Raw genomic sequence first — 20,625 nt, 5'->3', positions numbered from 1 at the left:
AGACGGGAGTTTGGCTGCTCATTCTATATTGACGGGGCGGGCTCGGAATAGAAGGCGGTATCATTTTTACTGATAGAGTATAGCACCGGCATTGTAGCACCAAATATTGGATCAACAGCATTGCAGCACCAGCACAGCAGCATCAGCACAGCAGCACCGAAAGGTGCACCGGCCTCCATCAGCCTTTCACCCCCTCTGCAATCGGCAGCCGGATTAGAAATGTCGTACCGGACAGCGGCTCGCTGCTGACGGATACGCTTCCGTTCATCGCGCGGATGGCCTGGTAGGAGAAGGTTAATCCGAGTCCGGTTCCATTCATTTTGGTGGAATAGTAAATGGAGCCCAGCCGGTTTAACTGCTCCTCGGTCATGCCGATTCCGTTGTCCTCGATTTGGATGACGACATGAGGCGGCTCCTCCCGAATCGAAATCTCCACCGTACCTTTGGTGACGTCCTTGCTGGCTTCGATGGCATTCTTAATGAAATTGACCAGCAGCTGCTTCAGCTCCGCTGTGCTGCCGGATATGAAGATCGGCGTCTGGGGGCAGCGGACGTGAAGTGCGACATTATTCATATTCGCATAAGAGGTCATAACCTCGGCAACGGCCTGCATTTGGGAAATAAGCTCAAGTCGCTGCTGGAGCGAAGCGGCCGGCTTGCTGATGGACAAATATTCGGACAAAATCTGCTCGGTTCGCCGGATTTCCTCCATGCTGATTTCGAGAAACCGGTTCATTTTTTCGGGAGAGAAGGTTCCGCTCTTCATTAATTGCAGGAAGCCCAGGACGGTGGTTAACGGGTTGCGGACTTCATGGGCGAGCGAGGCGGCGACATGATTGACGGCCTCCGCTTTCTCGTTCTGGATATATTTCAAGGACAGCTCTTTGTCGGTTACCGATTTGTTGAACAGTGTGATCAGCAGCCAGATGCCAAGGGAATTCTGAACAGGGATGGCCAGAATGTTAAATACCAATTGGTTCATAATGTAATCAGGCTTCGTGATGTAGAGTACGGTAAGCGGGATGAAGGAGAAGCTGATTCCGGCCGTAAAAACGATCCATAGCCGATGCCGCGTTCTCTGATACACCGATGCGAGCATGACCGATAGCGGAAACGTAATCACAAGAATAATGATGGCGTCGATCACCCCGGTGCCGCCGATGTATAGCCGGTAGATCATAAATTCGACGAGTAATATCCAGCCCGTTGTCAGCCCTCCGAACAGGATGCCGAAGAACATAATGACATAGCGGATATCGAAGATCAGCCCAGCCTGCACCGATGAAGCGAAGGTCATGGACAGGATCAGGCAAAGCGAACAGATCATGATGATGAAGCTGCGGGAAGGAATAGTTGACGGTCAGATTCCTGTAATAGATGTTGTAGACAACGGAAGGCATTAACGCAAATAAGAGCTGCAGTAGAGTATCCTTAATCACAGTCAGCAGACAACACTCCTTTACTTGCTTCGCTAGGATAATTAGATTCCATTCCTCCACGTTTGCTCATGATCAACGCCCTCCAAAAATTCGACGCCTACCTTTCAAAATCCTTGGGGTTCATATTTCGGATTCAAAATTTATCTGTACTAAAGAAGAAATGAAGGGACATATAAATTCATCGAGAAAACGCTTCCGGCGAAGCGGCAGCACAATTCCGGCATTTTTGCCGGAGGAACGAGCACGATGAGCTACATTATTTGTGAATGGAGGGTTCACGAGTGAAGCTGAAAATCGTTATGAGACCCGTCTTCATTCTGTTGTTAGCCATTTCCTTCTTTATTGCCGGATGCCAGGGCGTTACGCCGCCATCGGCAACCGAGCCTCCGCCGTCCGGGGGAGAAACGCCGCCGTCCGGAGGAGAGACACCGGCCCCGGGGGGCAAGGATGAGCCTGCACCGCAAGGAGATCCGAAGGCGACGCCTAGAAACGAAACGCTGTATGTGAACGGCCTGCAGTGGGGGGCACCGACGAATTTCAACCTGCTCAGCGGGAACGCCGCGTTTCCGATCAACTATGGGAACTCCCGGGAATTGGTCTACGAAACGCTGTTCATGGTCAACCAGCTGACAGGGGAACTGGAGCCGCTCCTCGGCACCAAGTACGAATGGACGGACGATCTGAACATGAAGGTTGAGCTTCATCCGGAGGCCAAGTGGAGCGACGGAAAGCCGTTCACTTCGGAGGACGTTGTTTATACGTATCAGCTCGGCAAAAAATACGACATCAATTGGAGCAGCTTCTGGACGTATATTGCGGACGTAAAGGCCGATGGCCCCCATGCCGTAATTATTACGTTGAATGAAAAAAATCCCAACAAGCTGACCGTGCTGGACAGCATTGAGCTGATTCCGATGCTGCCGAAGCATGTCTGGGAAGAAATCGAGAAGAAGGCGGGCAATGATCTTGCGACGATCCGTAAGGAAGTGAACGCCGACCCGATCGGAACGGGACCGTATAAGATGTATTTTTACAATGACCAGAAGATCACGATCGTCCGGGACGACAACTACTGGGGGCAGGTGCTGTTCGGCAAGCTGCCGGCACCGAAATACATTACCCACGTCATCTACAAGGATAACGCCGCGGGCGACTTGGCATTCAAGAGCGGTCAGGTCGACGTATCCCAGCAGTTCATTCCGCAGGTATGGAAAATGTGGGAGGACGGCGCCCCTGTCCGAACATACCTGAAGGATGCGCCGTACTATTTGCCGGGCTCCATGCCATCCATCTTCTTCAATATGTCGAAGCCGGGGCTTGATAACCCGGATGTCCGGAGGGCGATCGCCATGGCGATTGATTACGGGAAAATCTCGGAGCTTGCCATCAGCGGCTACTCTGCGCCAATGGAGCCTTCCTTAACGCTGAACACCGATGCTGAGTCGAAATACGTGGATCAGGAGGCCATCAAGCCGCTGCAATGGACGACCGACGTGGAGGGCGCAAACGCCTTGCTGGATTCGATCGGAGCCAAGAAGGGCAAGGACGGCATCCGCGTTTTGAACGGCACACGGCTGGGTCCGTTTGAAATTGAATGCCCGTACGGATGGTCGGACTGGAACGCAGCGTTGGAGATCGTTGCCCAGAACGCCAAGGCCATCGGCATCGAGATCCGCACGAAATTCCCGGAGGCGCCGGTATGGACCAACGATCTGCAGACCGGCAAATTCGACATCATCATGAACACGCCGGCCGGCGGCGTCAACCCAAGCCAGCCTTGGGACCGCGCCAGAACGATCATGTATTCCAAGGGCGTTGCTCCGATCGGCGAGATGGCGTTCTGGAATTGGGGCCGTTACAAGAATGACCAGGCGGATGCCATCATCGAGAAAATTCCGGCGACGACGGACGAGGCGGAATTGAAAGCGCTCTATACCGAGCTCACCCAAATCTGGCTGAAGGACATTCCGTCCATTCCGCTCATGTACCGCCCTTGGGTGTTCGATACCGTCAATGAATCGGTTTGGAAGGGCTTCCCGAGAGAAGGCGACGGCAGCAATATCCCGCCTCAAATCTCGATGGATGGAGCAGGCATCAAGGCGCTGTATCAGATTCATAACTGATTGTTAAATCAAACGCGCGTGAAAGACCTATATTAGCGGACGAATGAGGCCCTGATATAGGTCTCTTTTCCAGCGAAACATTTCGCGACAACTTACAGGCCATGGGGGTGAGCTGCTTGAGCGTTTACGGAAAATACATCGTCAAGAAGTTCTTCTGGTATTTCCTTACGCTGGTCATTGCGGTCGGGCTTAATTTCCTGCTGCCGCGCATGATCGAAGGCAATCCGGTGAGCATGATCGTCTCGGAGATGACGCAGGGCATGACGGACAGCGACACCATTAAGCGGGTGTACGAGACGTTCCTTATTGAGTTTGGCATCGACAAGCCCTTGGGCGAACAGTTTTTGATCTATGTGAAAAATCTGCTCAGCGGCAATCTGGGCACGTCCTTCGGGCTGTATCCGAAGCCCGTCACGGAAATTCTGGCCTCCGCCGTCCCGTGGACGATCGGCCTTCAGCTGCCGGCCATCCTGGTCGGATGGCTGCTTGGCAATATCCTCGGCGCCGTTGCCGCATACCGCAAAGGCGTGTTCGATAAAGTGATTTTTCCGGTCGCCTTGTTCGTGAATTCCATCCCGTTCTTTACGCTGGCGATCATTATGCTGTACGTGTTCGCCCTGTCCCTGAATTGGTTCCCGCTGCACGGCGGCTATGACTACCAGCTGGTGCCTTCCTTAAGCTGGGAATTTTTCGCTTCGGTCATCCGCCATCACACGCTGCCCTTTCTGTCGATCGTACTCGTCACGATCGGGGGCCAAGCGATCGGCATGCGGGAAATGTCCATCTACGAGCTGAACTCGGATTATGTGCTCTACAGCAAGCTGCTCGGCATCCGGGATTCCCGGATTGCAAGATATGTGTTCCGCAACGCCATGCTGCCGCAGATTACAGGGCTTGCCCTGTCCATCGGCACCATGGTCGGCGGCTCCCTGATCTGTGAGATCGTATTCAGCTATCCGGGCATCGGCACCTGGATGTTCACCGCCATCCGGCAGCTAGATTATCCGCTGATTTCGGGCTGCACGCTGCTCATCGCGATTGCCGTGCTGCTCGCCAACTTCACGATCGATATCATATACGGCTGGATCGATCCGAGAATCAAGGCCGCGCAGATGGAGGATCAGTGATATGAACAGTTCATTCCGCATCTTGATCAAGTCGCCGAAGTTCATGTTCGGGGCGTGCACGCTGCTGGCCATGATCGGTCTTGTGCTGATCTATCCGCTGTTTAACCGCAGCGACCCGTTGGAGATGATCGCGCTTGCGTACCAGCCGCCCGATGCCAAGCTGCTGCTGGGCTCCGACAACTTCGGCAGGGATTTGTTTCTGGAATTGATCTACGGTATCCGCACATCGCTCCAGGTGGGGCTTATTGCCGGCGTGTTCGCTACCGCGATCGGGCTCGTGATCGGACTGACCTCCGGATATATCGGCGGCATGATCGATAACCTCCTGACCGCGGTCACGAATATTTTCATCGTCATTCCGTCCTTTGTCATTCTCATTCTGATCTCGGTCAGCATCGATTCACGGAGCTCCTTCGTGACGGCGGTCATCATCGGGGTGACTAGCTGGCCGTGGACGGCGCGGGCTGTCCGGGCCCAGACCTCCTCGCTTCGGAACCGGGATCACGTGAATATCGCCAAAATATCCGGATACAGCACGCCGCGGATCATCGTGTCTGAAATTCTTCCGTATATTGCTTCCTATGTCGTCATGGCCTTCGTGCTGCAGACCGCGTCGGGAATCCTGTCTGAGGCTTCCATCTCCATGCTTGGACTCGGCCCGTACAATACGATTTCGCTCGGCATCATCATGAACTGGGCGCTCGTGTTTGAAGCCCCGGTAGCCGGCGCATGGTGGGCGTTCATTCCGGCGGCGATTTCGATCGCCATGATCACGTTCTCCTTGTACATGATGAATACGGGCATGGACGAAATATTCAATCCGAAGATTAGGAGCTGATGGATGACGTGAGTACGCATATTCTGGAAGTCAACGAATTGAAGACGTATTACCGGACCCGGCTCAAGGAGCATGTCTATGCGGTGGATGGCGTCACGTTCTCGCTGGAGGAGGGAAAGACGCTCGGCATCGCCGGCGAATCGGGCTGCGGCAAATCGACGCTGGCCTTAAGCCTGATGGGATTTTACTTTCCCCCGCTTCATTTCGGAGGCGGCTCCATTATCGTCGGCGGAAGGGATATCATGAAGCTCGGGAAGGAGCAGCTGCGCTCCCAAGTGTCGGGCAGGGAGATCTCCTACATTCCGCAGGCGGCGATGAATGCGTTGAATCCGACGCTGCGGATCATTCGTTTCATCGAGGACATCATGAAGGAGCATCGGCCCGAGCTGACCAAGAAGCAGGTATGGGATATGGCCGCCGAGCGGTTCGAGACGCTGAACCTGTCGCCGAGGGTGCTGAATGCGTATCCGAATGAGCTGTCGGGCGGCATGAAGCAGCGGACCGTCATTGCGATCTCCACCATTTTGAACCCGAAAGTGCTGATCGCGGACGAACCGACCTCCGCCCTGGACGTTACGTCGCAAAAGGCGGTGATCAAGCTGCTGAAGAGCTTGCTGGACAAAGGCTTTATCCGGTCGCTCGTATTCATAACGCACGAGCTGCCGCTCTTGTACCATGTCACGGATGACATTATGGTCATGTACGCGGGCGAGATCGTGGAGCGGGGAACCGCCGAGCAGATGATCTTTGATCCGATCCATCCATATACGAAGAAGCTGATGGGCTCCATCATCGTGCCGGAGGAAGGCATGAAGGGCCATAAGCTGGCGGCCATTCCGGGAACGCCGCCGAACCTGAAGAACGTCCCGGAGGGCTGCCGGTTCGCGGATCGCTGCACGTATGCCCAGGAAGCGTGCCGCCAGGGAAAGATTGCGAACAAAACCTTGGGGGACCGGACGTACCGATGCATCGTCGAGCCTGAAACGCTTAGGGAGTGGTATGCGAATGAAGGGGAATAACGTGCTGATCGAAGGAAAGAATCTGACGAAGGTATTCGGCTTCGGCGGCAACAAGACGACCGCGGTTGACAATGTCAGCTTCGCTTTTCATGAAGGCGAGATTATATCGATCGTCGGAGAGAGCGGAAGCGGCAAGACGACGCTGGCCAAACTGATTATGGGATTGCTGAAGGAAAGCGCCGGAACGATCGAATATATGGGCAAGCCGAGGCGACTGAAGCGGCATTCGGACCGGAGAAAATATTGGAAGCATATTCAGGCGATCTTTCAGGACCCGTTCTCTTCCTTCAATCAGTTCTATAGAGTCGAGAAGCTTCTCCTCGATTGCATCAAGCTGCAGGGGGAGAAGCTGACGAAGGAGGAGCAGCTGCGCCGCATGAAGGAGGCCTGCTCCTTCGTCAATCTGAAATACGAGGAGCTGCATAATAAGTACCCGTTCGAGCTGTCCGGCGGACAGATGCAGCGGCTTATGATCGCGAGAATTTTTATTCTCCATCCGAAGCTGCTTATCGCCGATGAACCGACCTCCATGGTGGATGCCTGCTCCAGGTCCACCATCCTGGATATGCTCCTTAAGCTGCGGGACGAGAACAATATGACGATTATTTTCATTACCCATGACGTCGGCCTGGCCTATTATGTGAGCGATACGCTTTACATCATGGAGCAGGGGAAAGTGGTTGAGAAGGGGCCGGCCGAGGAAGTCATCCTGAATCCGAAGCACCCGTATACCCGCCAGCTGATTTCCGATGTTCCGAAAATCCATTCGGAGTGGGAGCTCGCCTGATTGCTTATCACGCCGGCTGTTGCATGTCTGCACAGAGCTGCCCGTAAACGGAAACGAACCGTTTACGGGCATTTGTTTTTTCGGAGGTGAGAAGCAGCAGGCGGTCAAGGACGTCCCGCTTATTCTATTGGGGCAGATGCAATACTGCAGTCTGTGTGCAAAGATTTTTTTCGTTCGATATTCGCATTTGTGCAAAATTAGCCGATATATCATTTGGCTGCCCTTCGATTCATTCCATGGAGGTAGTGAGACTGGATCGGGCATGGCATCGACAGAATGGATGACGAAGAAGGGATGAACCGCTTATTGAGACACGAAAACTCCTGGACGGCGTTTGCTATCCTCGCCATATACGCGTTGATGATCGGCATGATCATGGTGAGGAGACATAAGCAACGAAATTCGATAAAAGACGACAAAAAAAGACTCGCGGAGGCGGAAAGCAGATTTCGAATGCTGGACGATCTGCTGCATACGCTCGATGTCGGCATCTGGTCTTATGACTGCGGAGCGGGGCGGATTGTTAACGCCTCCCTGGCCTTTCATGAAATGAGCGGCTATTTGGCGGAGCATTTCGAGAACGGCATCTCATGGAGAGCCCTGATTCACCCGGAGGATCTGCCATTGCTTGAATCATGCGTTCTACAGCTGCGGCAGGGAGAAGCTGTCCATACGCAATATCGGATCGTCCATGCCGCGGGCGATGTGCGCTGGGTCCAGGTGAAGATGATCCCGACCATGGATCAGCTGAAGCGGATGGTCCGGGTGGATGGAATCGCGATCGACGTTACTTCCCGCTATAAGATGGAAGAGGCGCTTCATGACATTACGGAGGGCAAAAAGATGGAGCAGGCGCTAAAAGAAAGCGTGGAGCGATACCGCAGGCTCGTCGAATCTTCGCCGGTGGCCATTGCCGTATGCAGGCAGCACAAGCTGGTCTATGTCAATCCCGCCGGACTGCGGATTGTGGGTGCCGGCGGCCCGGAGGATTTCCTCGGGACCGATCCTTGGGACTGGCTGTACGAGCCCTGGGAACAGAGCAAGCAGGGCAGGGTCATCGAGCGCATTCGCAAGGGGAATGTCGTCCCTGAAGAGCTGTCGATCCGGAGAATGGACGGGGCCAAGGTGGACGTTATCGTTACGGCATTGCCCGACGACGAAACGGATGCGGTCCGAATTTTCTTCGAGGATGTGACGGCCCGCAAAGCGGCCGAGCGGGCCCTGATCGACAGCGAACGGATCAACCGCCATATTTTGGATATCGCTCCGGTCGCGATGGTGCTTCATTCGAATTTTGAATGTATTTATATGAATCCGGCAGGCATGCGCCTGCTTGGCGTCTCGGATCTCGCTCAGCTTGAAGGGAGGGGGTATGAGCAATTCGTTCCCCCTGATCAGATTGACCTGGTTCGAAGGGAGGTCAAGGGAGTCTATGAGCAAGGGGCCACTGCAACGCTGGTGGAGAGCCAGATTATCCAAATCGACGGCACGGTCATCGATATCGAGGTCGTTACCGCCCCAATCCCTTATATCGGGGACAATACAGCACTGACGATTATCCGGGATATTACGGAGGAGAAGAGGGCGGAGCGGGAGCGGAATGCGGCGGAGAAGCTGATCCGGGAGAGCGAGGAGCGATATTTCCAGCTGCAGATGAGCCTTGACCGGTTCTCCTCGGACCTGTTCGGGATGGTGAAGATCAGTGAACTGAATACAAGGATCGTCGAGGAAATCCAAAAAGTGCTTAAAACCGAGAAGGTCAGCCTCGTCACCTTGAACTGCGGCAGCTCAGAGTTCTGCGTCTCAGGAGGTGTCGGGGAATTCTCCAAAGACGCTCTGTATGCGATTTGCGATCGCCATCCCGAGCAGCTTCCGCTCTGCAAGCTGCACGAGACGTCAGGCGGATATTTCGTGAAGATCGGCGAGATCAACGGGGATCACAGCATGATTTACATCAGCGAGAAAGTGGCGTTGCTTCAGTACGAAGCGATAAAAATATGGCTGGAGACAATCTCGCGTTATGTGAGCGTGCTGTATGATAATTTCCGCGTGATCGAGGATTTGACCGCAGAGCTGGAGAAGCTGGGGTCCTCCCGGCAGCCCGTATGGCTGCTGCGCCTTATGCTTCACCTCTCGGAGAACGAGCGGAAGCGCCTCTCCCAGGATCTCCATGATGCGGCTCTTCAAGAGCAGATTATATGGTACAGAAAGCTGAACCAGATCGTCACGGATACGGAGCTGCCTCCAAAGCTTCTGGGTCAGCTTGAGGAGATTGAGCAGGGACTGCTCGACGTCATCTATCAAATCCGGATTACGTGCAATGAGCTCCGGCCGCCGCTTCTGAAGGAAGAGGGACTTGAACGGTCGCTGGAGGCGCTGTTTGAATTCACGCAGCTGCGTACCAATTATTCCATTTCGTTCGATTGCTCGGCATTCGAAGATGATCTCAGCGACGACAGACTTATCGGACTTTACCGGATCGTGCAGGAGCTTCTTGCAAACGCGACCAAGCATTCCAATGCAACGGAGGTAAAGCTGGGCTTGTCCACCCGATCAGGCCAGGTCATTCTGAATTACGAGGACAACGGCATCGGCATGGAGCTGCAAGATCTGGAGAAGCAGAGGGATCAATTCAGCAGCATGGGCATACACGGGATGAAGGAGCGCGTGCGCTGCATGAACGGGACCATCGCGTTCGCTTCAGCCGCAGGCGGCGGACTGGCTGTATATATTTCGGTAACGGCAAGATAAGCCTGGACCTGGGATGCAGGCTGTAGATCGAGGGGGTTAAGGGATGATTGAAATTTTATTGGTGGACGACCATCCCTCCGTAATGGAGGGAACGAAGATGCTGCTTGAGCAGGAGGAGGATATGAGGGTCATGCTTGCATACACGCCGGAGCAGGCGCTCCAGCTCGTTACATCGCGGCATTTCGATGTGATGCTGATCGATATGCATATGCCGGGCATGAACGGCATTGATTTGGCGAAGAAGATTCTTGGGCTGATGCCGGATGCGATCATGCTTATCTATACCGGCTTTGAAGTGAGCTATCACTTCAATCTGATCATGGATGCCGGGTTGTCAGGCTTTGTACTGAAGACGGCGGGAAAGGAGCAGCTTGTCACGGCAGTCCGGTGCGCCCTTCGGGGGGAGGTCGTTCTTCCGCTCGGGCTGGTGAAGCAGCTTCGCCGGACAACGGGTACCATGCTGGAACGCGCCCCGGGCAACCAAGCCCAGTCGATCACGAACAAGGAATACGACATTCTAAAGGAAATAGCGCGGGGGAAGAGCAATAAAGAAATTGCGGGAACGATCATGATGAGCCAGCGTTCGCTTGAGTACTGTCTAACGAGCCTGTTCCAGAAGCTGAGTGTCAAATCCCGAATCGAGGCTGCCATCAAGGCGAAACAGCTCGGAATCCTGTCTGATACCGATTTTGTGCAAATGCAATAATAATGTAGCGAAGAATCGCATGGCTTTATTCTATCGATCTTCGTTTCTCTCTGATTGAGCTTTTAAAGGCTCATACCAAGGCAATTTACGATAAAGCAGCATTGTGAATAGGTACCCCGCAAAAAAAATGCGTGATCACGCAATAAAATTTCGGTTACGAACCGTAAGCGAGTGTATATGCTTAAGTTACTAGATGAATATAGTCTTAACGTAGGAAGGGAAGGGGCTCGTGGTATGACAAAAGACCTAGAGTTTGCTTCGGACGATCTCTTGTCGCCCGAAGAGATTGATGTCATCCTAGCTCAGCTAGAAGAGGAAATCATGAAGGCTGCAACCAGAAGAGGCGGGGGGAACGATTGATGGGATTACGGGAGAGGTTGAGATCATTATTTGCCATGAAGCTTCGGACGCGAATGATGTGGGTCATTCTAGGGTCGATTACGATTTTGCTGGGAGGAATGATTACATATATCAGCTTTACGACGAAACATGAAGCGCTGGATTCCGCCAGAACACTGGCATTTACGCAAAGCGAGAAGATTGGCGCCCTTGTACAGCGGGAGCTTGATGATGTGATGAACAGCGCAAGAACCTTGTCCGCCAGCTTTATCGGGATGAAACAGACCGGCTCGGCTGACCGTGAGGTGGTAAGTGAAATGCTGCGGATGAATTTGGAGGGCAATCCGTCCTGGGAAGGAATTTGGACCATTTGGGAGCCTAATGCCTTCGACAGCCGGGATGCGGAATTCCGGAACAAGCTGGGGAGCGATGCTTCCGGACGGATGATCTCTTATTGGGCCAGAACGAAATCCGGTCTTGAGCACACGCCGATTACGGATGATTACACCGCGGAAGGAGAAGGAGATTTTTACCTGCTTGCGAAGAACAGCGGCAAAGAGGTTATTATGGATCCTTACCTCTTCAAAGTCGGCGGTGAAGAGATGATGATGACATCGCTTGTCGTGCCGATTATCGAGAACGGAAAGACGATCGGAGTCGTTGGCGTGGATGTTTCGCTGGAGGCGCTGCAAACCGTGATGGAGCAATTCAAATTGTTCGAAACCGGGTTTGCCCATATCTACTCCAATACCGGGGTGATCGTGACCTCTCCGGAGGATGGAAGGATGGGACAGCGGCTTGAAGATGCCTATCCGGGCGAGACGGCCGGCGATATTTTGAATGCCATTGCAAAGGGCGAGGCATATTCGGAACAGGATGACGAGCTGTTCAAGCTCTACACCCCGGTCCGGACAGGGCATACGGAGACGCCGTGGTCTGTCGCAATCATTGTTCCGACCGATGAGATTACGGCCCAATCGGACAGGCTGCTGCAGTTGATTATCATCGCTGGCGTTGTGACGCTGCTTGAAATGGCGATTGTCGTTACGCTTCTGACAAGGTCCATCGTGAAGCCGCTTGGTCAAGCGGTTGCGATCGGCGAATCCATGTCGCGCGGAGACTTTACGCAAGAAATCCCGGAAGCCTATTTGGCCAAAGCCGATGAGATCGGAACGCTGTCTCGGGTATTCAAGCAGCTGGGCGAGAGCATGCGGACGATGATCGGGCGGGTGAACGGCAATGCCCTCTCGGTTGCGGAGGCTTCCCAGCAGCTGTCGGCAGGGGCAGAGGAGCTGGCGGTTGGCAGCAGCACGCAAGCCGAGTCCGTACAGACGATGAGCGAGCTGTTCCAGGAATGGTCGACGGCCATTACATCGGTGGCAAGCAGCGCTTCGTCGGCATCCGAGCTCGTCAATCAGACAGCCGAGGTGGCGTCCGAAGGCGGAGCGGTGGTCCACCAATCGGTTGAAGGGATGAATCGCGTTCGCGAGCATATGGCGAGATTGGAGCAGGATTCGCAGCGGATCGGGGAGATTACGCTGGTGATCGATGACATTGCGAGGCAGACGAATCTGCTTGCGCTGAACGCGGCGATTGAAGCCGCACGTGCTGGAGATCACGGCAGAGGCTTCGCGGTTGTGGCTCATGAAGTGCGCCAGCTGGCCGTGCGAAGCGGAGAAGCGACGAAGCAGATCGCCGACATTATAAAGGGCATGCAGCAAAATACAACCGACAGCGCGGAGGCGGTGCACGAAGGGGTCAGGTACACCGAGCAGGCCGGTGAAGCCTTTGAGCGCATCGTCAGCATGGTGAACGAGTCTGCCGCGAAAGTGATGGATATCGCTGCTGCGAGTGAGGAGCAGGCGGCTCAGGCCGTATCCGTGGGATCCGCGATTGAGAATATCTCATCCTCAACGCAGGAAACCGCTGCGACGAGCGAAGAAACTGCGGCTACCGCGCAATCTCTCGCCGAGCTGGCGGATGAGCTGAACCATACCGTTTCGGCGTTTAAAATCTGATGGCAACTCCTTGAAAATGGTGATAAGCTTGGCCCTAAGGCCAGGCTTTTTTGCTTGGGAAGAGATTGGAGGATAGCGGCATGTTTGGCAGCCTGTTTCAGCGGCAGTTGTTGAGCGGCAATTTTATTCCCCGGTTTTATGCGTATTACTATAAGCAGTGGACGGATTATACGATGCCGTTCCATCACCATGATTCAACGGAAATTATGTACATGATTTCAGGAACCTGCCGCATCGAAGTAAAGGACGGAAATGAGGAGAAGGGGATCAAGCTGCGAAAAGGGGAGTTCATTATTTTGGATGCCAAGGTTCCCCACCGGCTGATCGTAGACAAGTCGGCTTCATGCCGCATGCTTAACGTGGAATTCGGTTTTGCGGAGCGAGAGAGCAGCTCACCCTCCTTGCGCCATATCGCAGACGAGGAAGCGGCGGTGTACTCCTTGATCGGACAGACCTCTCCTTTTGTGGTGTTAGCTGATCGGGAAGAGGTATATCCGGTGCTGAAGAGCCTGGTGCTGGAGCTTGACCAGCGGGGAACGGAAGGAACGCTCATGACACATCTGATGTTTATCCAGCTGCTTGTTTGTATTGCCCGGCTGTATAAGGAGCGTGAGAGCAGCGACGTTCCTTCCAGCGAATTCTATATCAAACGATGCGTTGATTTTCTGCATCATAATTATGACCGGAACATCCAGGTGAAGGATGTTGCGGCTGAAGTCAATCTGCACCCGGGGTACCTTCACCGCGTGTTCAAGAAGGGGACCGGGAGAACAATCACGGATTATTTGACGATGATCCGCATGGAAAAAGCCAAGCTGCTGCTGGAGCAGACCGATATCCCTATCCATGAAATATCCGATTACGTCGGCGTTTCCAGCAGGCAGTATTTCCACCTGCTGTTTAAGAAATATACGGGGAGCACGCCGGTGGAATACCGGCATTCGAAGGACCGGAATTCCTGGAAACAGGACGAGATCAGCAATCACTCCTAGAGAGGTTAGAATATTTGACTCGGATGAAAGCAAAGAAGTCATTATATTGATAACGCTTACCGCGGGTTCGTTGCTACAATAGCTTCAACCGATATTGAAGCTGGGAGTGAAGAACGAATGTCGTTTAAGGTAACGTTTATCGGAGCTGGAAGCATAGGGTTTACCCGCGGACTGCTGCGGGATCTCTTGATTGTACCGGAATTCCGGAATATTCAGATTGCCTTCACCGATATCAGCGAGCGCAATCTCTCGATGGTCACCGAGCTCTGCCAGAGGGACATCAACGAGAACGGATTGCCGATCACCATCCAATCGACGACGGACCGGCGAGAAGCGCTGGCGGGTGCCAAGTACGTATTTTGCACGATTCGCGTTGGAGGGCTTGAAGCTTTTCAGACGGATGTGGATATACCGCTTAAATATGGCATTGATCAATGCGTAGGCGATACGCTATGCGCGGGCGGCATCATGTACGGTCAGCGCGGAATCCCCGAAATGCTTCGCATATGCAAGGATATCCGGGAGGTTTGCATGCCGGATGTGCTGCTTCTCAACTATTCCAACCCGATGGCGATGCTGACATGGGCTTGCAATAAGTACGGCGGCGTTCGCACGATCGGCTTGTGTCACGGGGTTCAACACGGCCATCATCAGATTGCCGAGGTCTACGGGCTGGACAAGAAGGACGTGGACATCGTCTGCGCGGGCATCAACCATCAGACCTGGTATATAAAAGCATCGCATCAGGGAAGGGATTTGACCGAGGGGCTGCTGGAGGCGTTCGAGCGCCATCCGGAATACAGCCGTACCGAGAAGGTCCGGATCGATATGCTGCGGCGCTTCGGCTATTACAGCACGGAGTCCAACGGCCATTTGAGCGAATACGTGCCGTGGTACCGCAAGCGTCCGGAGGAGATCCCGGATTGGATCGACCTGGGCAGCTGGATCAACGGAGAAACCGGCGGCTATCTTCGTGTCTGCACGGAGGGAAGGAACTGGTTCGAGACGGACTTCCCGAACTGGATGAAGGATCCGGCTGTCAGCTACACCCAAGAGAACCGTGGGGAAGAGCACGGCTCCTATATCATTGAAGGCTTGGAGACCGGGCGGGTCTATCGAGGGCACTTCAACGTCGTCAACCAGGGAGTTATCTCTAATCTGCCGGACGATGCCGTCATCGAAGCGCCGGGATATGTCGATCGGAACGGGATCTCCATGCCGCTCGTAGGCGAGCTGCCGCTTGGTCCCGCAGCCGTGTGCAATGCGAGTATTTCGGTACAGCGGTTAGCGGTGGAAGCGGCCGTACATGGCGACGATCAGCTGCTTCGGCAAGCATTCATGATGGATCCGCTCGTCGGGGCGGTGTGCAATCCGAATGAAATCTGGCAGCTGGTTGACGAGATGCTTGTAGCCGGGGAAGCTTGGCTGCCCCAATACAAGGACGCCATTGCCGAAGCGAAGCAGCGGCTGGCCGCAGGCAATCTTCTTCCGACCCGAAGCTATGAAGGCGCCGCCCGGCTGAAGGTGAAGACGATCGAGGAGATGCGTCAGGACCGGGATCAGGCTAATCGGAATGCGGGTGAATCCGACAAGGGGAAAGACCGCGAGAAAATATCGCCCGGTCTGGAGTGAATGGAAGAAAATGGAGTCCATGAGTTAATGGAGTTAATAGAGTTAACGGAGTTAATGGAATCGTTGGAAGCAATGAGTCAATGGAAGCGATCGATGTAATGAAAGCCATAAAAGTCGATGAATCATTGAATCTAAGCAGCATTAATCATGAATCATGGATCAAGGGTGCTCGAGATCGCCGCAATGGTAGACCTCCGGCCGTTTTATGCGGCCGGAGGTCTTTTTTGGCCGCACTTGCCCAAGCAAAAGCGCGTATCTTGCGAAAAGTTGTACTAAAGGGGAGCAAAGGCCCCATTTCACAAATTTGACGAATATTTCAAAAAATGAGACTGCTAAATCTATGCCCTCAGAAATTTTGTACAAAAAGTCGTGCAAAAGCCATTGCGAAAGCGTCAACCCTCATGCATTTATACGAAAAATCATACAAACGCGAACACGTAGCGTCCCGTTGCAAACATCTTCTCTTTCAAAATTATGAATGGATAAACTTGACTTTAAAACAGGTAAGCGTGCACAATGGAAATGGTTTACAATGCATGCAAGTGGAGAGTCAAGTTTTAATGAAGAAGGAGGCCATAGGATGATCATTGGGGTTCCTAAGGAAATTAAAAATAATGAGCATCGTGTCGGCATGACGCCGGGCACTGTCGTCAGCTATACAAAGGCCGGGCACGAAGTGCTGGTGCAATCCGGTGCCGGTCTCGGCGTCGGCTTCACCGACGAGGATTACATCGCGGCAGGGGCGAAAGTGGTAGGAACTGCCGCAGATGCATGGAAGGCCGAAATGGTCGTCAAAGTAAAGGAACCCCTGCAGGAGGAATACGATTACTTCCAAGAAGATATGATTCTCTACACCTACCTGCATTTGGCTCCCGAGCCGGAGCTGACAAAAGCATTGGTAGACCGCAAGGTATGCGCGGTGGCATATGAGACGATTCAGCTTCCGGATGGCAGTTTGCCGCTCTTGACGCCGATGAGCGAAGTGGCCGGCAGAATGTCCATTCAGATCGGCGCCCATTTCCTGGAGAAGGCGCACGGCGGCAAAGGAGTGCTGCTCAGCGGCGTTCCCGGCGTAGCTCCGGGCAAGGTGGCTGTCATCGGAGGAGGCATCGTCGGTACGAATGCCGCCAGGGTTGCCCTCGGTCTTGGCGCGGATGTCAGCATTCTGGATATCAATCCGGTCCGACTTCGTCAGCTGGACGATTTATTCCAGGGGAGAGTTAAAACCATTATGTCGGACCCGTATCATATTGCGGAAACGGTGAAAACGGCAGACCTCGTCGTTGGAGCCGTCCTTATCCCGGGTGCCCGAGCCCCTCGGCTCGTTACCGAGGAGATGGTCAAGGAGATGAGCCCCGGATCCGTCATCGTGGATGTGGCGATTGACCAAGGCGGCTCTATCGAGACGATTGACCGGATTACCACCCACGATCATCCGACCTACGAGAAGCACGGCGTCATCCATTACGCCGTTGCTAACATGCCGGGTGCCGTAGCGCGCACCTCGACGCTGGCATTGACAAACGTTACGGCTCCGTATGGACTGAAGATCGCGAATAAAGGCATACGATCCGCCGCCCGGCAGGATCAGGCGCTGGCCAAGGGCATTAACGTGATCGGCGGCAAAGTAACGTATGAAGCGGTCGCAGCTGCACACGGATATGCTTATACCAGCATAGACGATTACTTGCTGTCTTAAGGCTGCAGCAGATGTGTTTTACATATAAAAAAAGCTCTTTTTCGAAATTACGAAAAAAAGAGCTCTTTTATAACGGTCATCGCCTTGGCACAAGCGGCGAATCAGAAGTCCCGGTTCATGCTCTCTTCATCGGCAACCGATTGAATTTCTTCCGATCCGATGCTGAGGACCTGGTATCCGTCCTTCGCTTGCTGTTTTAATGCGCGTTCCTTTATGAATTTCGGGCTCGCTTCGCCTGCGTCTTCATCATAAACGAGGAGGATGCCGTCGGTTTTGCGAAGAAGGAGATCATCCCTGGCCGTGAATTGCCATGGGCCACGATAGGGCTCCTTGCTGACAGCGGCATAAAAGTCGACCCCCTTCATGAGCTGCTGGAAATAGGACTTCTTGTCATCGTTCCACTGCTCCTCAGGATTCAAGTAGGCGGTAAGAATGGAGCACCTCAGCTGGGGATACGTTGTCTTCAGCTCGATGGCGGCCTCGATCGCCCATAAGTCGACTCCGTATTGTCCGGGGGTGATGACCCATTGCAATCCTTCCTCAAGCAGCGGAATGAGCCGGTTCGCTATCGCTTTGCGGATATAGGGGATGCCTTGATGCTTGTTGCTGTAGATACCGAGCTCATGGGCCCGATATCCGGTGACCAGAATGTTTTCCATCTGCGTACACTCCTTGATGGGATGTAGGATCAGTGTATAGTTTTCAGAAACATCTAGCAACATCGTTTCACAAAGTTTCGGTTTGGGTAAGTAAGCGAGAATACATATTTTAGGAGGACATTCTTTTGAAGAAATGGACAGCGGTACTACTTGGAACAATTTTGGTTATGGGATTGGCTGCATGCGGCAATGACAAAGAGGCTAAAGAAGAGCCGGTAACCCCGGCTGCCGGACAGGAAGCGACGACGCCGGAAACGCCGCCGGCTGAGGACGCTAAAGAGGAGCCGAAGGAGGAAGCTGCACCGACGGCTGACGAGCTTCTGGAAAAATCGGTGGAAGCTTCCCAAAGCATGAAGAGCTTTGCCATGCAAGCCGATATTAAACAAAATATCGTTGTGGAAGGCACGGAGAATGCCGAGCAGAACATCGACATGGTGCTGGATTCGGAAGTAACGCTTGAGCCGATGGAAATGATGCAGAACATGACGATGGAATCGCCGGAAGGCAAAGTCGAGATGAAGCAATATATTACAGAGGAAGGCATCTATATGTTGATGGATGGACAATGGATGAAAATTCCTCAAGAATCGGAGCAGGAAATCCGCAGCAGCTTGGATATGGCCGCAGCCGGCCCTAAGCAGCAGATCGAGCAGTTCAAGTCGATCGCCAAGGATATGAAGGTAGCCGATGAAGGTGACAAGTACGTCTTGACGGCGGAGGTTTCCGGCGATAATTTGAAAGAGCTCGCAACGTCCATGATGAATCAGGCAGGCGGTGACCCGCAAACGGCTGCAATGATGGAGCAGATGGACATCAAGAGCATCAACATCGTGTACGGCATACAGAAGGATACCTACTTGCCGACCGCGACCGATCTGGACATGGTGATGGAAATGGAAGCCGAAGGTCAGAAAGTGACGCTCGACATGAAGATGAAGAGCACGTATTCCAAGCATAATGAGGTAAGCAAGATCGAAGTACCGAAGGAAGCGTTGAGTGCGGAATAATCGGATATTATATATTAATTAAGGAAACAGCTGTCCCGCCGTGAACTGTGACCCGATTTGTGGACAGTTTGAAATAAACCGCCTAGAGCTTAGCTAGCAAGCAGATGACCTCTGAATTCATCGGGGGTCATCTTTTTTAATGTCCACTGGTATCGTTCTGAGTTGTAGTAGCTTATGTACTCCTTCACTCGCACCCTCACTTCATCAATAGTTTGGCAATCGCTAAAATCAACGTCGTCTTTCAAGTGACCGAAGAATGATTCCATCGGGGCGTTGTCCCAGCAATTGCCTTTGCGCGACATCGACTGCTTAAATCCTGCCTTAGCAATGAGAAGACGGGTTTTAGGATGCGTGTAGTGCATCCCTTGGTCGGAGTGCAGAATCGCTTCTGGATGAATGTTTCCATCTAATCGCTCTAAAAGACGCTGTAGCGTCCGCTCGACAATTGGAAGCTCGAGTGTTGCTGCCACGCTGTCGGCAAGGATCTGCCTGGTCGCCCCGTCCTTCACGCAGGAAAGGTATGCCCAGTGTCCGCTTCCATAGCGCAAATAAGTGATGTCAGTGAGAAACACTTTCTCAGGTTCGCCTTGGTCAAACTTTCGCTCCAGCAGGTTCGGACACGTCTTGTGCTCTTGAGTTGCCTTAGCCATCTTGCGGTAGGGGTTCGCCTGACGGATTACGGCTACCAAGCCTGCCTTTTTCATAAGCCGGCGAATCTTCTTGTGGTTCATGACAACGCCGCTTATCTGTTCCAGCCGCATCTTAATCACAAGCGCACCTGCTTTGCCGCGGAGCGCGTCAAAGTGCTGCTTGATGAGAAGGATGTCCTGCTCGTCGGCGGCAGCACGAAGTTGACGATCTTCTTCCGTCCCCAGCCACCTGTAATAGCCGCTTGGACTTACTTCCACGAGCTCGCATAGATAGCGTGTCATTCGTTTCAGGCCATATGCCCGAATGGTGCGATTTATGATCTCATAGCGCTCGGAGGGCGTCAGCGTTTCTTCTTCTGCCGATCGAGCGCTTCGAGCTTTTTTAGCATGTCCACTTGAGCTTCAAGCAGTTTGATCTGGGCCTTAGCCCGTTTCAATTCTTCTTCGGCTGACAACTGACCAGTTGGCTTGCGCCCTGTACTGCCCTTACCGCGCCGCTCTGTAGCCAAACCTTCCTCACCGTACAGTTCGAAGGTTTCACGCCACCGTTTTAAGCTGTCCTTGGGCTTCTTATGACCAATAACGTCCAGGTCGAAGCCGGCACGAATAAAGATTTCTGAAGGTGTCTGCCCCTGCTTGTAGGCTTTCAGCGCCTCCAGCTTGAATGCAGGTGTGTATGTAATGGCCGCCTCGGTCACATGGTGTACGTTTGGATTCTCCTCCAGCTTCCTCATTTGCTCCTCGGTAAAGAGCACCCGTTTCAACTTCCCCATTCTCGTATCACTCCTCGTCACATACCTTGATTAAAACACAAATGACCCACAAGAAGTCACTTTTTT

The 20,625-nt window shown here is 53.3% G+C and carries 18 protein-coding genes; 14 read left to right on the top strand and 4 right to left on the bottom strand.

What is annotated here, in order from left to right; translation table 11 throughout:
- Window positions 1-178: 178 nt before the first annotated feature.
- Entirely contained in the window at window positions 179-1,327 is a 1,149-nt protein-coding gene (locus tag MKX76_RS15985) for a HAMP domain-containing sensor histidine kinase (protein ID WP_341034163.1), read from the bottom strand.
- Window positions 1,328-1,720: 393 nt separating this feature from the next.
- Here MKX76_RS15985 and MKX76_RS15980 point away from each other — a divergent pair, with 393 nt between their 5' ends.
- The 13 genes from MKX76_RS15980 (at window position 1,721) to ald (ending at window position 17,470) form a co-directional block, all read left to right on the top strand.
- Window positions 1,721-3,562 carry an ABC transporter substrate-binding protein gene (locus MKX76_RS15980; RefSeq protein ID WP_007130876.1) on the top strand — a complete coding sequence of 614 codons (1,842 nt, stop codon included), beginning with the start codon at window positions 1,721-1,723 and terminating at the stop codon, window positions 3,560-3,562.
- 116 nt (window positions 3,563-3,678) lie between these two features.
- Window positions 3,679-4,689, top strand: a complete 1,011-nt coding sequence (locus MKX76_RS15975; RefSeq protein WP_007130875.1) for an ABC transporter permease — start codon at window positions 3,679-3,681, stop codon at window positions 4,687-4,689.
- A 1-nt stretch (window position 4,690) separates the two neighbouring features.
- The gene (locus tag MKX76_RS15970) at window positions 4,691-5,527 is read left to right on the top strand and encodes an ABC transporter permease (protein ID WP_007130874.1); all 837 of its coding nucleotides are present in this window, start codon (window positions 4,691-4,693) and stop codon (window positions 5,525-5,527) included.
- Window positions 5,528-5,535: 8 nt separating this feature from the next.
- On the top strand, window positions 5,536-6,546 hold the full coding sequence (locus MKX76_RS15965; protein ID WP_144878450.1) for an ABC transporter ATP-binding protein: 1,011 nt from the start codon (window positions 5,536-5,538) through the stop codon (window positions 6,544-6,546).
- Entirely contained in the window at window positions 6,533-7,333 is an 801-nt protein-coding gene (locus MKX76_RS15960; protein WP_341034162.1) for an ABC transporter ATP-binding protein, read from the top strand. The genes MKX76_RS15965 and MKX76_RS15960 overlap by 14 nt, the downstream gene beginning before the upstream one ends.
- 306 nt (window positions 7,334-7,639) lie before the next feature.
- Complete coding sequence (locus MKX76_RS15955; RefSeq protein ID WP_341034161.1) at window positions 7,640-10,084, top strand: sensor histidine kinase; 2,445 nt, start codon at window positions 7,640-7,642, stop codon at window positions 10,082-10,084.
- Between the two features lie 43 nt (window positions 10,085-10,127).
- Entirely contained in the window at window positions 10,128-10,790 is a 663-nt protein-coding gene (locus MKX76_RS15950; RefSeq protein ID WP_007130870.1) for a response regulator transcription factor, read from the top strand.
- Between the two features lie 234 nt (window positions 10,791-11,024).
- Window positions 11,025-11,150 (top strand): hypothetical protein, encoded by a 126-nt coding sequence (locus tag MKX76_RS15945; protein WP_260842840.1) that lies wholly within the window; start codon window positions 11,025-11,027, stop codon window positions 11,148-11,150.
- Entirely contained in the window at window positions 11,150-13,147 is a 1,998-nt protein-coding gene (locus MKX76_RS15940) for a methyl-accepting chemotaxis protein (RefSeq protein WP_341034160.1), read from the top strand. The genes MKX76_RS15945 and MKX76_RS15940 overlap by 1 nt, the downstream gene beginning before the upstream one ends.
- An 80-nt stretch (window positions 13,148-13,227) precedes the next feature.
- Entirely contained in the window at window positions 13,228-14,139 is a 912-nt protein-coding gene (locus MKX76_RS15935) for an AraC family transcriptional regulator (RefSeq protein ID WP_341034159.1), read from the top strand.
- 117 nt (window positions 14,140-14,256) lie between these two features.
- Window positions 14,257-15,771: an alpha-glucosidase/alpha-galactosidase gene (locus MKX76_RS15930; RefSeq protein WP_341034158.1), complete on the top strand. Its 1,515-nt coding sequence runs from the start codon at window positions 14,257-14,259 to the stop codon at window positions 15,769-15,771.
- An 80-nt stretch (window positions 15,772-15,851) separates the two neighbouring features.
- Window positions 15,852-16,079, top strand: a complete 228-nt coding sequence (locus tag MKX76_RS15925; protein ID WP_040738904.1) for a hypothetical protein — start codon at window positions 15,852-15,854, stop codon at window positions 16,077-16,079.
- 272 nt (window positions 16,080-16,351) lie between these two features.
- Window positions 16,352-17,470: an alanine dehydrogenase gene (gene ald, locus MKX76_RS15920; RefSeq protein WP_007130866.1), complete on the top strand. Its 1,119-nt coding sequence runs from the start codon at window positions 16,352-16,354 to the stop codon at window positions 17,468-17,470.
- Window positions 17,471-17,571: 101 nt separating this feature from the next.
- On the opposite strand, the gene MKX76_RS15915 is transcribed toward ald, so the two are convergent.
- The gene (locus MKX76_RS15915) at window positions 17,572-18,129 is read right to left on the bottom strand and encodes a DUF1273 domain-containing protein (RefSeq protein WP_341034156.1); all 558 of its coding nucleotides are present in this window, start codon (window positions 18,127-18,129) and stop codon (window positions 17,572-17,574) included.
- A 125-nt stretch (window positions 18,130-18,254) separates the two neighbouring features.
- On the opposite strand from MKX76_RS15915, the gene MKX76_RS15910 reads away from it, so the two are divergent.
- The gene (locus tag MKX76_RS15910) at window positions 18,255-19,136 is read left to right on the top strand and encodes a DUF6612 family protein (RefSeq protein WP_007130864.1); all 882 of its coding nucleotides are present in this window, start codon (window positions 18,255-18,257) and stop codon (window positions 19,134-19,136) included.
- An 89-nt stretch (window positions 19,137-19,225) separates the two neighbouring features.
- Here the strand turns inward: MKX76_RS15910 and MKX76_RS15905 are convergent, their stop codons facing one another.
- Together MKX76_RS15905 and MKX76_RS15900 are read right to left on the bottom strand one after the other, a co-directional pair.
- A complete protein-coding gene (locus tag MKX76_RS15905) occupies window positions 19,226-20,092 on the bottom strand; it encodes an IS3 family transposase (RefSeq protein WP_244152659.1) in 867 nt (288 codons plus the stop codon).
- A gap of 35 nt (window positions 20,093-20,127) precedes the next feature.
- Complete coding sequence (locus MKX76_RS15900; protein ID WP_007127449.1) at window positions 20,128-20,559, bottom strand: HTH domain-containing protein; 432 nt, start codon at window positions 20,557-20,559, stop codon at window positions 20,128-20,130.
- Between the last annotated feature and the right edge of the window lie 66 nt (window positions 20,560-20,625).

It is taken from the genome of Paenibacillus sp. FSL R5-0810, from assembly GCF_038002285.1.
GTDB classification, from domain to species: domain Bacteria; phylum Bacillota; class Bacilli; order Paenibacillales; family Paenibacillaceae; genus Paenibacillus_AQ; species Paenibacillus_AQ lactis.
The sequence above is the reverse complement of the archived record's forward strand: the minus strand, read 5'-3'. Positions and strand labels throughout refer to the sequence as shown.